A 14,287-nucleotide genomic window follows, 5' to 3' on the forward strand; every position below is an offset into this window, starting at 1 on the left:
TCATGGATAAATTAACAGAGAAAACACCTATCACACCCGATACCATTATTAACTTTTGGTTTGAGGAGATTAAGCCGAAGCTATGGTGGGTTAAAGATATTGAATTTGATGAACTGATTAAACAGCGATTCGCTGATACGTTAGCCCAAGCTGTGCAAGGTGAGCTTTACCACTGGCGTGCAACGCCCCAGGGACGTCTGGCCGAAATCATTGTATTAGACCAATTCTCACGTAACATTTATCGCGATACACCGCAGTCTTTTGCTGCCGATCCAATGGCCTTGGTGTTAGCACAAGAAGCGGTGGCCTTAAACTATGACGGTGAACTAAAAGCCAAACAAGTACCGTTTTTGTTTATGCCCTATATGCACAGTGAATCACTGGCGATACATGAAGTCGCAGTACGCTTATTTAGCCGTGAAGCCGCACAAGGCAACCTCGAATTTGAACGCAGACACAAAGCCATTATTGAACAATTTGGTCGCTACCCACATCGTAATGCTATTTTAGGCCGCAGCTCTACCGAAGCAGAATTAGTCTTTTTAACTCAGCCAGGATCCAGCTTTTAGCTATGACTTACTCTCGAATGATTAAGCCTTCTAATCCACACTAGAGGAGCTATTTAACCACCAGTACTGGGCACTTTGCTTTATTAGCTAACCCTTCGCCAATATTGGGATTGAGCAGATGCGAGATCCCCTGCCGCCCATGGCTGGCGATAACAATCATCCCTATTTCGCCCAGCTCCGCTTCTGCTAGGATCTCCTTGAGTACCACTCCAGTGCGAATAACTGTTTTAACTGTCAGGCCTGGGTTAAGCTCTTGTTGCACCTCAAGCTGTATTTTCTGTAAGCTTTCAGTCGCAAATGAGGTTACCTGCTGCTCCAACTCAGCAGCAGACTCTACCGCAATGCCATAATGATGCTCACTAAATGGCTCACTCATTACGTGTAACAAGCGCACACTTACCCCATACAAGTTGGCCATTTCTACTGCATAATTTAGCGCATGTGACGCCGTGATGGAAAAGTCTGTTGGACATAATATTTGACGAGTACGCATAGTTACTCCTTAATCTAATTTAACTCTTTATAGTCTTAATCGTATTAGTTACTTCACCACCAATACCGGACATTTAGCCCCATTAGCCACCACTTCGGTGACATTGGTATGTAAAAAGTGCGCCAGCCCTGTTCTGCCATGGCTAGCAATAACAATCATGCCAGCTTCAGAGACTTCCGCCTCTTTAAGGATCTGCTCCGACGCAACACCATGGCGAATAACACTTTCTACTGATAGGTCACTCTTTAGCTCAGACAGCAACGAATGCATTTGCGCCGCTGCGGACTCCTCCATACTCTGGGCGAGCTCTTCTGGGGTCACTGTGAGTATTTGGTAGTTCTCCAACCCGACGGGCTGGTCGATGACATGAACAAGCCGTAAACCAACATGGTAAAGGTTAGCCATTTCAATCGCATACTTTAGCGCATGCGAGGCAGTTTCAGAAAAGTCTGTTGGGCATAATATTTGACGAGTACGCATTACCAATTCCTCGATACATTACATAGTTAGGCACGGCTAACCTAGGTATTGTGAGCCAATGAACAATAACAACTTCAATTTTAGTCTTTTAACCACTGCTGTGCTTCATTAGTACTTGCAAAAAATTTAGCGTCATAAGGGGTAAACCAGTCTGCCATTTTCGCCATCCACTGCTGCAAATGCCCCTCACCGACAATGGCAATTTTTTTAAAAGCACGCCCATGGGCCAATCCTAGCTTAAGATCATCCCATGCGGCCCTTAACTCCCAGCCATCAAGTTCGGTCAAATCAGCCAGTACATTAATTTCAGGATGTTCAACCCCCGCTAAAGCGGACTCAAGTATAGGCACCATATATTGGTAGTCTTGATGGGTAAGTTTGCCTTTCACAACCAAGTTCAAATAAAACTGGTTGTCGCAACGTTCAATTCCTACCGATATTCCGTGTCTTTTATCACTCACCTTAATCTCCTTTCGAGGTTAACTCTTAAAGATGGCTTTTAAAGAGCACTCTGCAAAAGAGTACTCATTTCATTCTAGTGAAGTTTAGCCAACTGGAGTTGATCTCGCTCATAAAGCAAACAGAAGTTTGACCTTTTTAAAAAAGTAGAATAATATCAGACCGACTAATCAGTCGGTTAATTAAAGTACACCTTCAGGAGTTTCGTAGATGAACATGCCTATTCAAGCCCAAACAGCATTGCCGCTGTCGCAGATCTTAATCAATCAGCGCACTCACTATCTTGCGGAACCCTCACCCTCTTTTGAAGCAAGAGTAGAGCACCTGAAAAGCCTGAAACAAGCCATTTTAAGCCATCAAGAACAACTCGTTAATGCGCTTAACGAGGACTATGGCAATCGCTCGGTAAATGACAGCATGATCTCTGACATCATGCCCTGCATTAATAATATCAATTACAGCTTAAAGTATTTAAAAAAATGGATGAAGCCTAGCCGTCGTCATGCGGGATTGTTGTTGGCTCCAGCCACTATTAAAGTTCAGTATCAGCCATTAGGCGTTGTCGGTATTATTGTGCCGTGGAACTTTCCTGTCATGCTGTCAATCGGTCCACTTATCACCGCGCTTGCAGCAGGTAACAGAGCGATGATAAAACTGTCTGAATTTACCCCTGAAACCAATAAAATACTTATCGCTATGCTAGCCAGTATTTTTGATCAGAACCATGTTGCCTGCATCGAAGGCGAAGCTGACATCGCAGCCGAGTTTTCATCGCTGCCGTTTGATCACCTCTTATTTACCGGTTCAACAACCGTAGGTCGCCACGTAATGCGTAGTGCGGCGCAAAACCTGACACCTGTGACCTTAGAACTGGGCGGAAAGTCACCAGTGATAGTGGCTGATGATATCGATATGGACATTGCGGTCGAACGGATGATCTACGGCAAGTGCCTTAACGCTGGCCAGATATGCGTCGCCCCTGATTATGTCTTGGTCCCAAGAGAAAAACTTAACGACTTTGTAGAAGCTTACAAACGAAAATTCACTAAAATGTATGGCCAAGTCAGTAATAATAAGGACTACGGCAGCATTATTAATCAACGTCAATTTGAGCGGATAATGCAGGTGCTTGAAGACGCTAAAGCCAAAGGTGCTAGCGTGATGAGTGCCAATGATGAAGCGATCAACATCGAACATCAGAAAGTGCCGACGCAGATTATCACTGGCGCGACAGATGAGATGCTGTTACTGCAAGATGAGATCTTTGGGCCACTGCTACCCGTTATCCCTTATGACAACTTACAGGAAGCGATTAGTTACATTAATCAACGTCCGCGTCCGTTAGCACTCTATTTGATGAGTTTCGATAAAAATACCCAACAAACAGTCATCAACCATACCCATTCGGGCGGCATTTGTATTAATGAAACGGTATTTCATGTCGCAGCTGATGACGCACCGTTTGGCGGCATAGGCCCATCAGGCATGGGGCACTATCACGGCAAAGAGGGGTTCCTCACCTTTAGCCATGCTAAAACTATCCTTAAACGGGGTAAGTATTTTAATACCGGTAAACTGATCCACCCTCCTTATGGTGGCTGGTTGCAAAAGCAATTAATGAAATTCTTCTTGCGTTAAGCTGCCAAGGTATCGCGTTAATGAGCCCAATAGATAAAAAACAAGCCATATTAGACACTGCGCTGACACTGTTTGTCAGTCAGGGATTTTATGCGACTTCAACCGCCTCTATAGCCAAAACGGCAGGGGTGGCAACCGGGACGCTATTTCACCATTTTGCGTCAAAAGATGTGTTGATGAACCATCTTTTGATCTCTATCAAACAAGAGTTTGCCTCTGCAATCAAATCACAGATGTGCAGTAAGGGAGATCTTAAACTTGATGCCGAACATCTGTGGCATGTCGCAATTGATTGGGCAATAGCAAACCCGTTAAAGCAGGAGTTTTTTCAGCAATATTCAATGTCTCCCGCTATCGCAACAGAGGTAAGAGAGCAAGCAATGAATGGTATCCTTAGCTTTATGGGTGAGCTGATCATTCAAGGTCAAAAATTAGGCGTTCTCGCTAATTTTCCGCTATCCTTGATGCTAGAAGGTTGCCACGGACAATACTTGGCCGCGACAAGATACTTTCTAGACCACCCCGATAGGTGGAATGATGTGACCCATAAACAGGCGAGTTTTTCCATGTTTTGGAATGCGATGAAAACCTGAATATTATGTGACAAGCTCATGGAAGAGATAAACCCTTGTTACAGTCGTTGTAGAAGTAGAGAAGTTATTCAAGGGAGTGAATTTATGTTAAGAATGAAGACCGAATGCGAACACTGCCAGACTAAGCTAGCCCGCAAAGATGTTGCTTATATCTGCTCATTCGAATGTACCTACTGTAAGAGCTGTAGTGAGAAGATACATTTCACCTGTAACAACTGCCAAGGCGCTTTGGTTGTGAGGCCACCTAGATTAATCGAGCCGTTTAAGATCCCCGCTGCGGAGCTTAAAAACACCCTCTTCAATTAGCTAAGCTTCATTTAGAGGTAGAGATAGATACAGCTAGAGATAAAGACAGCGAGAAAAATGAAAGGTCAGCAGATGCTGACCTTTATTGTATCTGGGCTTTATGGGTTTGTTGGCTCGATAAGTCAGCCCCCACAACCGCGAACATGAGCATCGATTTATGCAAATCGGCTTCATTTGCTTTCTACTGACGTAACTGGTTTTTAGACACAAATGAGTTAATTTTTGGTAAAAGTGGTTCCAATGACCTGCGGTCAGCGTATGTGCAGACGCAACTGAGGCACGCCGTGAACACATCCCTGTGGGCTCAACGAAAACGTCCTGTTTCCGAAGGCCTCAGCCGCATCTACACTGGGTTATAAAAGCACAACAGTTCACCATTTGAGTTTTCACTCTCCCGGTAAAAAGAGACTATTTCTTATTAAACATCATGACTTTAATACATTCAGTAAATGTGCAGAATCTAGTCTTCCCCGTTGGAAATTTTGCTGTTTAAATTTCGCCGGGGCGCTGAGGGATTGACTCTTATGAAATCAACAGCGGGTAAAAGCGCTTTACCCCTTGGCTCTACTCATTGTTAAAGATTGGGGGCGAAGCACCACGACTTCGACTTTTCTAAAAGTTAGCTAAAATTGTAGCTGGATAACTAACTTTGTTTTGGCAACCACAACCTAACACAAAGCCCTATCTCATCGCGGTTCTGCAAGCTGATGCGCCCGTCATGGGCTTCGACGATTTCCCGGCATAATGGTAAGCCGAGCCCTGTGCCTGACTGCTTGGTGGAATAGAAAGGCAATAAAGCTTGGCGCAACACCTCTGGCGGCATGCCTGAGCCCTCATCCTTAACTTCAATGAACACACCTTCGGTGCCATCAGACAGGCTAGAGTCAACAATCGATAGACTCACTTTATCGATACTAGAACCTGATTCATGGGCATTTTTCAGCAGGTTCAATAGCACTTGTTCCATCTGAATCAGATCAAGCTCCACCGTAGAAATGGGGAGAACATTCTCAAGCACAAACGAATAATGCTGCTTCAGTTGCTCGGTCAATTTAAGCCAGTCAACGGTGCTTTTCTTCGGTAAGGGCAGTTTAGCGAAGCGAGCGTAATTGAAAATAAACTGACTCAAATGGCTAGTGCGATCCTCTATGGTATCGAAAATAAGCTTGAGTTTAGGGTCGTCCAGATCTTTAGTGATTATGCGACCAGAATTGACCATAGAGGCTATCGGCGCAACGGAGTTATTAAGCTCATGGCTAATAATGCGGATCACTTTTTTCCACACTGCAACCTCTTGGCGATTGAGTTCCCGCGTCATCTGCTTGAGTAAAATAAGGTGGTGAAACTGGCCATTAAGCAGGAATTGGCCACGAGAAAGGTGCCAAGTTTCTAGCTCATCATCGCTGTCTTGGGCTGCTAAGGAGAACAAACCATCTTTAGGGTTTTCCAGTGCAGCGCCTAACTCATCAGCAACTTGCGCCAACAATTCACTAAGCTGCATCCCTTCAATTCGCAGCCCTTTGTTGAACAGGTGCCTTGCTGCGTCGTTGGCGTAGATAACGCGTTTATCATCATCGAGCAGTAACATGACATTGGGCGAACTTTGGATCACTTTATCGAGCAGCAGTTCCCGCTGATAAATATACTGGCGCTCTTTTCTTAGCGCTTCTGCCGAGTCATTAAACAGTACCGCCAAAGCCTGCAACTGCTTATCTCCACCGACAGGAAGACTGACACTAAAATCATTATCTTTGAAATTAAGTAATCCAATTTCAAGCGCCATTAAGCTGGTGGCTAAGTGTCGAGAGGACACATAACTCACGGCTACCGCTAGGCTAATCGCGGCGATAAATATTATCAGTATCAGATCCAACTGCTTAGCAACCGCTTGCGATACATCTGCATCGGCAAACCACAACAGCAAGCTAAGCCCCAGCATAAGCCCCAATGTTGTTGCCAACGCGCTACCAACAATCAGCTTAGCGCGCAGTGAAACGCTGCTTAATGTCATTGCTGGATTATTTTTCAATGCCATACTTTTCCATACGCCGATACAGCGCTTGTCGGCTTAACCCTAGAGATTTAGCGACCCTAGCGATCACACCTTTGTGGTTACCTAATGCCGCCTTGATATCGGCTTTTTCATCTATCGCTGTTGGTCGTTCTGGCTTAGCTAAAGCGGGTTTATTAGTGGCACTATCAGCCTCTTTTGCCACTGTTACAGAGTGAACGATTGCTGCATGGGTTAGCGACTTAGCTGAGCCGCTAAGATTAAGCAAGCCGAAATCATCGCTGGTTAAACAACTACTCTCAGCCAATATCACTGCACGTTTGCAGGCATTTTCCAGCTCACGCACATTACCCGGCCAGTGATGCGCTTCTAGCGTTTGCCGCGTGTGTTTATTCAATGAATAGTCAGCGCCGATGAAATGGCTAACTAAGGGGATAACATCATCTTTACGCTCATTTAAGGCTGGCAAAGCGAGTTCAATAACATTAAGCCGGTAAAACAGATCCTCTCTGAAACGTCCAGCTTGTATGTCTTTAATCAAATCGGCATTGGTCGCGCTAATAACCCGTACATTCACTTTACGGGTTTGATGGCTACCCAGCCGCTCAAACTCACCGGTTTGCAGTACTCGTAGTAGCTTGACCTGTCCTGAGAGTGGCAAGTTACCAATTTCATCTAAAAATAGGGTGCCACCGTCGGCAGCCTCAAAACGACCAATGCGTGTTTTGGTCGCGCCGGTAAACGCACCCGCTTCTGCGCCAAACAGTTCAGCTTCAAGCAACTCCATTGGCAATGCGCCAATATTGACCTTGATGAAAGGTTTATGTTTTAAATTTGAGTTGGCGTGAATAATATCTGCCAGTTTATCTTTACCCGCACCATTAGGCCCCGTCACTAGTACTGACACATCGCTACGGGCAATCTGTAATGCTAAATCCACGCAGCGCTGCATCGCCCCGCTACTAAAAACAATGCCACATAAATCAGCATCTTTGATTACTGCCATGCGCTGGTTGTCGACTCTTGATAACTTAGCATTGGCTTTAGTTAGGGCATGCAGGGAGATTAGATTACCGACACTGGTGAGTAACTTGGCATCATCCCAGGGTTTACCCATGTAATCGGCGGCCCCCTCTTTCACCAGTTCAACAGCCACTTCAAGTTGGGTCCAGGCGGTGAGCAATACTATCGGCAGTTGCGGTTGTGACTGCCTTAAGGCATAAAACAGCGACACACCCTCTTCACCGGAGGTGGTGTCTTGGGTGAAATTCATGTCTTGTACAACGAGTGCAATATCATGCAGTTGCACAAGTTCCAGTGCGACTTCAGGGGACAAGCAGGTAAGCGTTTGATAACCATTGAGTTCAAGCATTAACGACAAGGCGTTACACACTGCTTGGTTATCATCCACGATAAGAATCGTATCCATATTCTTCTTTTTATCATTGAGGTGTCATGTATGACTTGCCTAAAACTAACGTAAAGCGAAACAGAGATAAAGGTAAACACCTTAAATTTCAATAATCAACCGCCCTTACAGCAGCTAGCTTTGGGCGGTTGATTAACCTCTCTAGACGCTTCTGGTGGCTATTGCCGGAGAGATATTAGCCGCTTTTCGAGCCGGTAATATCACCGCTACAGTCGTTAAGACCAATAGACCAGCCACTGTCACTAGCGGATAAATAAGATCCAACTTCGGCAGACTATATAAGGTCATCAACTGTTGCCCCAGCTGCACGGCAACTAGGCCACCTAATACGCCACCGATGAGGCATATTAGGTAGTTTTCAACTAAGAAGAAGCTAATAATGTCGCGCTTTTTAGCCCCTAACGCACGGCGAGTACCAATTTGCTTTGTACGGCGCTCAATATTAAACATCACCATGCCCGCTAATCCCAAAGAGGTGATAAGCAACAGTAACACCACCATCATCGATAATACCGCCGCCATCAACTCATGGTTACGATAGACACTTATACGGTGCTCACTAATGGTGGTAAAGCCTCTGACAACACGATTAGGATGCTCTTTATGCAGCGCAGCTGGAATCGACTCTTTCAAGTCAACAATGTCAGCTTCATCCGCTCTGACTAAGATGCGGTTAAATGATGAAGCCAGCTCCACATTCAAAATAATACTCAGTTCCAAATTATCGTTATCGACCCAAGCACCTTGTAGACGCTCAACCACACCGATAATTTTCATTGGTTGGGTACCAATATTACCGCGATACATCACCTTGCCAATAGCAGGTTCATCACCAAAGGTATCTTGCGCAAATTGAGCCGACACTATGGCTAAACTCGCAAGCTCCGGCCCTCCAGCATTAACTTCATCTGGGTAAAAGTTGCGCCCTTCAATTAAGTTAAGGCCGAGGGTTGGGATCATCTGCTCATCGCCATAATAGATAGCGGCGTTGGGTCCATCTTTACGATCCTCTTCACTGGTGCCATGGGAGAAGTTTGACGACCAACCACCACCACTCAATGGCGTCATGCTGGTCAGTGTGGCGGCCTTCACCCCTTCGAGCTGGCGAATAATATCGAGATCTCGAAGTGGCTGCGTGACAGGATCAATACTGTCATCGAAATTGTAGATACTAAAATCGAACACTTCTGACTCAGCAATTCCCGAATCTCGGCTCATCAAGCCGATACGCTCACTGATAATAAAGCTGGCGTTAGCCACAATAGCAACCGAGAGAATAATTTGGATCAGCAGCAATAAAGGACCACTCTTATTGCGCAGCAACATACTGACAATGGGTTTAATCTGAAACATGTTAAATTCCTTTTCCGTTACTGGCTCTTAAGGTAAACGCTTGGATTAGTGCTACAAATGCGCCAAGCGGGATAGATCCCGGCAATGATTGCCGCAGATACGGCGATAACCGGAGCAATGAACCACATACTTTGATCTAGCTGTGACAGTGACTCAGTTAGGTCAAACTTCGACGCCAACAACGACAGTGCCCCCCATGCCCATAACAGCCCAAATACACCACCACAAAAACCGATTAACCCCACCTCAACCAGATGCTGAGAGAATATCTGCATTCTGCTAGCACCAATGGCTCGTCTTACGCCCACTTCGGGCGCACGCTTGAGGAACTTAGCCAGCAGTAATCCCAACATGTTGACTAAACACACAATCAAGAACAATACACTTAGGCCAACCAGTACCTTGTTGTCCTCTGGCACCACATTGTTAGTGGTTAGCCAGGTTGCAACGTCTGATATTTCGCCTTTTGCATCCGGACGCTTAAAACGACCCAATGCCTTTTGCTGTTCTATATAACGGCCTAACCACTCCTGGTACTCTTGCTGCATAGCGGGTGAGCTAAGCTCTGCCCAGTATTGCAGCCAATGCATTTCAGAGTTAAGGCGGTCGTTATAGTTTCTAATATCTTCATGACGCCAGCTGTTGTTATTACCCCAGCTTTCAAACTCCTCGATAGGGGCAAGCGAAAACGGCACGAAAATCTGCTCTGAATCATTAAATGCACCATTATTGACGTCGTAATACTTGGGGCTAGGCTGCCAGGTTTTGGTGATGCCGACCACTTGATAAGGTTTGCGGTTGAGCATCAGTGTCTTGCCTATATTGTTGCCGCCGCCCAAGGCTTTGTTGTTGAGCTCTTCACTGATAACAACCTTGTAACCGCCCTCTTGGTCAACTTGCTTACTCCAAGTTCCGCCATGTAAAAATGGCACTGCAAACATGCTAAAGAAGTCCCCCTCTACAACACGAACGCCTTCTAGAATGGGTGAGAAGTTCTCATCTTCAGTTTGTACTGCGAGCCCGGTGCGAAACATTGCCGTTTGGCGCACAGGCACTTCGCTTTTGAGCAAGTTGGTAGCATCTTGATAAGTGATCTGCTCATTGATACGTTGCCAAGTATCGACATCTTGGCTCAACAACTGCACCGCAAAAAGCGTTGATGAACGCTCACCAGCGGGGTTAATCGATGCCATCTTATAAATATTGAGAGTGGTAATAGTGATACCAATACCAATTGAGATTGCCAGCACCATGAGTAGTGATAAAAAGGGCGTTTTCTTTATGCTGCGCCATGCGAGATCTAAATAATAAAAAAACATAGTCATCTCCCCCGATTATGATGCCACTGCTGACGCGACTGAAATAATTTCAGCCGTTTTTCCCGGCGCTGAAGCGGCTTGTGCAACGCTGCCATGTTCACCTTGATACATAGTAAAATCACAGACTTGGCCATCGACAATCTGAATATTGCGCTGGGCACGACGGGCTAATTCAGCATCGTGAGTCACCATAATAATGGTGGTGCCCGCCTTATTAATGTCCTCTAACAGCTCCATCACCTGACGCGCCATTAAGCTATCAAGGTTACCTGTCGGCTCATCGGCAAGTAGGAAGCGCGGCTCACCCGCGAGTGCTCGTGCTATTGCCACCCGCTGCTGCTGCCCACCAGAAAGCTGTGTTGGCAGATGCTTCATTCTTGCAGCCAAGCCAACTTGCTCTAACGCACGCTCTACACGCACTTTACGCTCTTTAGCGTTAAAGCCACGATAGCGTAATGGCACTTCAACGTTTTCGGCTAAGTTAAGATCAGCGATCAAATTAAACCCCTGAAAGATAAAGCCAATCTTCTCATTTCGAATTGCCGCACTCTTGTTGTCGCTAAGGTTTGAGATGTTGACGCCATCAAGAAAGAAATCGCCATGGGTAAAACCTTCGAGCAGACCCGCAATATTCAAAAAAGTGGTTTTACCTGAGCCTGATGGCCCGGTTACCGCGACAAACTCACCCTCTTGAACCTCTAGATTGAAATCGCGCAGTGCATGGGTTTCGACTAAGTCCGTTTTAAATACCTTGCTGATGTTTTTCATTGATAACATGGTTAATATTCCCTTAATTAATTTTGTTTACTTAACCTGAATTCTGGTTATTTAACTCGTTAGTCCGCTAAACAATTCAAGATTGAAAGCATAATCTGGCTGATGTCATCGCTCAATATAAGCGCCACATCGGCAATACTGGGTAAATTGATTGAGGCGTCGTTAGTCAGCTCGATTAAGTTGAGGCCAATGAACAACCACTCACCGGCACTGTCAGTCGACACTTGTACCGCAACCATCAGCATGAATAACGCCAATGCAGTCACTAACTGAGGGCTTTTAAATTTAGTCATTTTCAAACTCCTACAAATTAATATTCATCGATTAGCGAACAAGGACTTGTGCCGCTTTTTTGAAAGGCTCAATGCTTGAGGTCACCCAAACATCACCCACCTTGCCGCCTTGAATCACTTCGATATGGCTCATGCTGCGAGCCCCAAGCTGAATCGGCGTTTTCTCTGCTATATCACCTTGCATCACGTAGACCTCTTGTCCACCACCACTGGTGACAAATGCACCGCGTTTTACCATTAATACGTTCGGTCGATGTTCTAATAACACCCGTGCTGATAGGCGCTGATTCTGACGTAGATGCAAGCTATCGTTCTGTTCGAAACGGACTCTGGCGGTGACTTCACGGTTACGTACTTCAGGTGATATAGAGGAAAGCTCTCCCATCATGGTGATAGCACCAAAACTAAGTTCTACCGCCATTCCAAGCCCTAACTCATCAGCGTATGACTCTGGTACGGCAAGCTCGGCTTCAAAAGCACTCAAATCCACCACGGTTAAAATGGGTTGGCTTGAGCCAATTCGCGCTTTTTGCTCTGTTAGCCAGTTACCGATAATGCCGCCAACAGGAGCAATAATATTAAGCGCCGCGACTTGACGTTCTAACTCTTTCACCACTAGCGCTTGACGATCGACCTCTAACGCAGTGTTCTTTAACTCGAAGGTTAAGGTGTCTTTCATCAGTAACGCTTCTTGACCCGCATGAGCAAACATCAGCTTGGCTTTATGCAGGTCATCTTTACTTTTTTCATAATCGATTTTGCTAATTAACTTGGACTGGATCAGTTGATCACCACGGCGGCTTTCACGATCCGCGGCTTCTAAGTCTACTTCCGCAATATCCAGTGTTTGCTGTGCTTTGAGTTGCTGTCTACGCGCATCGAGACGGGCGCGCTCTAGTGAGCTTTTCATGCCTTCGAGCAGCGCTTCTTGCTGTTTTAGACTATTGGTCAACTTGTGGCTTTCGATAGAGGCCACAATATCGCCCTGTTCGACACGGTCACCCGGCTTGGCAAGCAAGGTGACACTACCCTGTTCAGGGCTGTAAAGGACTGGCGCGTTAGCAGCGACAATTTTTCCGGTAGTGGGGATATCTCGAATAAGTGTACCGCGCTCTAGCGTGGCAAACCTCAATTCAGAACGCTTGATTGAAGTGGCAACTGAATCGCTACCGATACTTGACCAAACCAAACCTGACACTAACAATGCCGCAATACCTAGCATTGCAGGGCGCTTAACCTTGTTCACCTTACTTGGCTGCTTAACTGTATCTTGTGCGCTGGTATCCTGGATCATCTGCTGTCCCTATTGTGTCCGATATCTACAATATCTATTCCGATAGGCTTATTAATACAAACAGCGTGCCAAAAAATAAAAAACCTTTATTAACAAGAACTAAATTACAATCAACACTCAACGGACAATGAAAAGTGTCCGCGGTCACTGGTTAAAAGTGTCCGTTCATCGATTTGATTGTCCGATATGAGGAAAGTGTCCGAAATATTTTAAAGCAGGTTTGAGAAAAAACAGGTTCGAGGTTCTAGGGGCTAGGTTTGAGAGCGAGCAGGTTCGAGGTTATAGGGACTAGGTTTTAGATTCTAGGGGCTAGGTTCCACAGTATTAACCTTATATGCTGCGCCGCATTTCCTAGTACCTGCGATTCCTAGCACCTGCTATTCCTTGCACCTGCTTTTCCTAGCACCTGCCATTTCTAGCACCTGCCATTCCTAGCACCTGCAATTCCTAGCACCTGCTTTTCCTAGCACCTGCTTTTCCTAGCGCCGCATTTCCTAGCGCCTGCTTTTCCTTGCACCTGCTTTTCCTAGCACCTGCCATTTCTAGCACCTGCATTTCCTAGCACCTGCCATTCCTAGCACCTGCCATTCCTAGCACCTGCAATTCCTAGCACCTGCAATTCCTAGCACCTGCTTTTCCTAGCACCTGTAATTCCTAGCGCCTGCTATTCCTAGCGCCTGCTATTCCTAGCACCTGCTTTTCCTAGCACCTGCTATTCCTAGCACCTGCTATTCCTAGCACCTGCTTTTCCTAGCACCTGCTTTTCCTAGCACCTGCTTTTCCTAGCACCTGCTTTTCCTAGCACCTGCCATTCCTAGCACCTGCCATTCCTAGCACCTGCCATTCCTAGCACCTGCCATTCCTAGCACCCGCCATTCCTAGCACCCGCCATTCCTAGTACCTGCATTTCCTAGCACCTGCTATTCCTAGCACCTGCTTTTCCTAGCACCTGCCATTCCTAGCACCTACTATTCCTAGCACCTGTAATTCCTAGCGCCTGCTATTCCTAGCACCTGCAATTCCTAGCACCTGCTTTTCCTTGCACCTGCTTTTCCTAGCACCTGCTTTTCCTAGCACCTGCCATTCCTAGCACCTACTATTCCTAGCACCTGCCATTCCTAGTACCTGCGATTCCTAGCACCTGCCATTCCTAGTACCGTGCGCGTCCGACGAACTACGCCTTGCTTAGATTGACGTGCCAGGGTAAGAGCCTGCTGAGATCGCAGTGAGGTGAAGATAGCTGCTCTAAGCAGTGTTCGATGTAATCGAACGG

14 protein-coding genes are annotated in these 14,287 nt (G+C 46.1%); 4 read left to right on the forward strand and 10 right to left on the reverse strand.

Translation table 11 applies throughout. From position 1 onward, the window contains the following. The first annotated feature begins 2 nt into the window (after positions 1 to 2). A complete protein-coding gene (locus L2755_RS18060) occupies positions 3 to 569 on the forward strand; it encodes a DUF924 family protein (protein ID WP_248982074.1) in 567 nt (188 codons plus the stop codon). A 49-nt stretch (positions 570 to 618) separates the two neighbouring features. Here the strand turns inward: L2755_RS18060 and L2755_RS18065 are convergent, their stop codons facing one another. The 3 genes from L2755_RS18065 to L2755_RS18075 all read right to left on the reverse strand — a co-directional run bounded on the left by L2755_RS18065 (position 619) and on the right by L2755_RS18075 (position 2,003). Beyond that, positions 619 to 1,062 (reverse strand): universal stress protein, encoded by a 444-nt coding sequence (locus L2755_RS18065; protein WP_248982075.1) that lies wholly within the window; start codon positions 1,060 to 1,062, stop codon positions 619 to 621. Between the two features lie 48 nt (positions 1,063 to 1,110). Then, complete coding sequence (locus tag L2755_RS18070; RefSeq protein ID WP_248982076.1) at positions 1,111 to 1,542, reverse strand: universal stress protein; 432 nt, start codon at positions 1,540 to 1,542, stop codon at positions 1,111 to 1,113. Between the two features lie 80 nt (positions 1,543 to 1,622). After that, positions 1,623 to 2,003, reverse strand: coding sequence for a SpoIIAA family protein (locus tag L2755_RS18075; RefSeq protein WP_248982077.1), 381 nt, complete (start codon positions 2,001 to 2,003; stop codon positions 1,623 to 1,625). A 208-nt stretch (positions 2,004 to 2,211) separates the two neighbouring features. Here L2755_RS18075 and L2755_RS18080 point away from each other — a divergent pair, with 208 nt between their 5' ends. From L2755_RS18080 to L2755_RS22400, 3 genes are all read left to right on the forward strand, one after another. Beyond that, positions 2,212 to 3,639 (forward strand): coniferyl aldehyde dehydrogenase, encoded by a 1,428-nt coding sequence (locus L2755_RS18080; protein WP_248982078.1) that lies wholly within the window; start codon positions 2,212 to 2,214, stop codon positions 3,637 to 3,639. 20 nt (positions 3,640 to 3,659) lie between these two features. Next, entirely contained in the window at positions 3,660 to 4,232 is a 573-nt protein-coding gene (locus L2755_RS18085) for a TetR/AcrR family transcriptional regulator (RefSeq protein ID WP_248982079.1), read from the forward strand. Positions 4,233 to 4,325: 93 nt separating this feature from the next. Beyond that, a complete protein-coding gene (locus L2755_RS22400; RefSeq protein WP_428847814.1) occupies positions 4,326 to 4,538 on the forward strand; it encodes a DUF1272 domain-containing protein in 213 nt (70 codons plus the stop codon). Positions 4,539 to 5,181: 643 nt separating this feature from the next. On the opposite strand, the gene L2755_RS18090 is transcribed toward L2755_RS22400, so the two are convergent. The 7 genes from L2755_RS18090 to L2755_RS18120 all read right to left on the reverse strand — a co-directional run bounded on the left by L2755_RS18090 (position 5,182) and on the right by L2755_RS18120 (position 13,014). Continuing rightward, entirely contained in the window at positions 5,182 to 6,573 is a 1,392-nt protein-coding gene (locus L2755_RS18090; RefSeq protein WP_248982080.1) for a sensor histidine kinase, read from the reverse strand. Continuing rightward, positions 6,557 to 7,978: a sigma-54-dependent transcriptional regulator gene (locus tag L2755_RS18095; RefSeq protein ID WP_248982081.1), complete on the reverse strand. Its 1,422-nt coding sequence runs from the start codon at positions 7,976 to 7,978 to the stop codon at positions 6,557 to 6,559. Before L2755_RS18095 ends, L2755_RS18090 begins: the two co-directional genes overlap by 17 nt. Before the next feature lie 141 nt (positions 7,979 to 8,119). Further along, positions 8,120 to 9,331: an ABC transporter permease gene (locus L2755_RS18100; RefSeq protein WP_248982082.1), complete on the reverse strand. Its 1,212-nt coding sequence runs from the start codon at positions 9,329 to 9,331 to the stop codon at positions 8,120 to 8,122. Positions 9,332 to 9,348: 17 nt separating this feature from the next. Beyond that, positions 9,349 to 10,650, reverse strand: a complete 1,302-nt coding sequence (locus tag L2755_RS18105; protein WP_248982083.1) for an ABC transporter permease — start codon at positions 10,648 to 10,650, stop codon at positions 9,349 to 9,351. Between the two features lie 15 nt (positions 10,651 to 10,665). Beyond that, a complete protein-coding gene (locus tag L2755_RS18110; protein WP_248982084.1) occupies positions 10,666 to 11,427 on the reverse strand; it encodes an ABC transporter ATP-binding protein in 762 nt (253 codons plus the stop codon). Between the two features lie 59 nt (positions 11,428 to 11,486). Further along, entirely contained in the window at positions 11,487 to 11,720 is a 234-nt protein-coding gene (locus L2755_RS18115) for a hypothetical protein (RefSeq protein WP_248982085.1), read from the reverse strand. A 31-nt stretch (positions 11,721 to 11,751) separates the two neighbouring features. Then, complete coding sequence (locus L2755_RS18120; protein ID WP_248982086.1) at positions 11,752 to 13,014, reverse strand: efflux RND transporter periplasmic adaptor subunit; 1,263 nt, start codon at positions 13,012 to 13,014, stop codon at positions 11,752 to 11,754. Positions 13,015 to 14,287 lie beyond the last annotated feature (1,273 nt).

Origin of the sequence: Shewanella abyssi, assembly GCF_023284025.1 — a bacterium.
GTDB classification, from domain to species: domain Bacteria; phylum Pseudomonadota; class Gammaproteobacteria; order Enterobacterales; family Shewanellaceae; genus Shewanella; species Shewanella abyssi.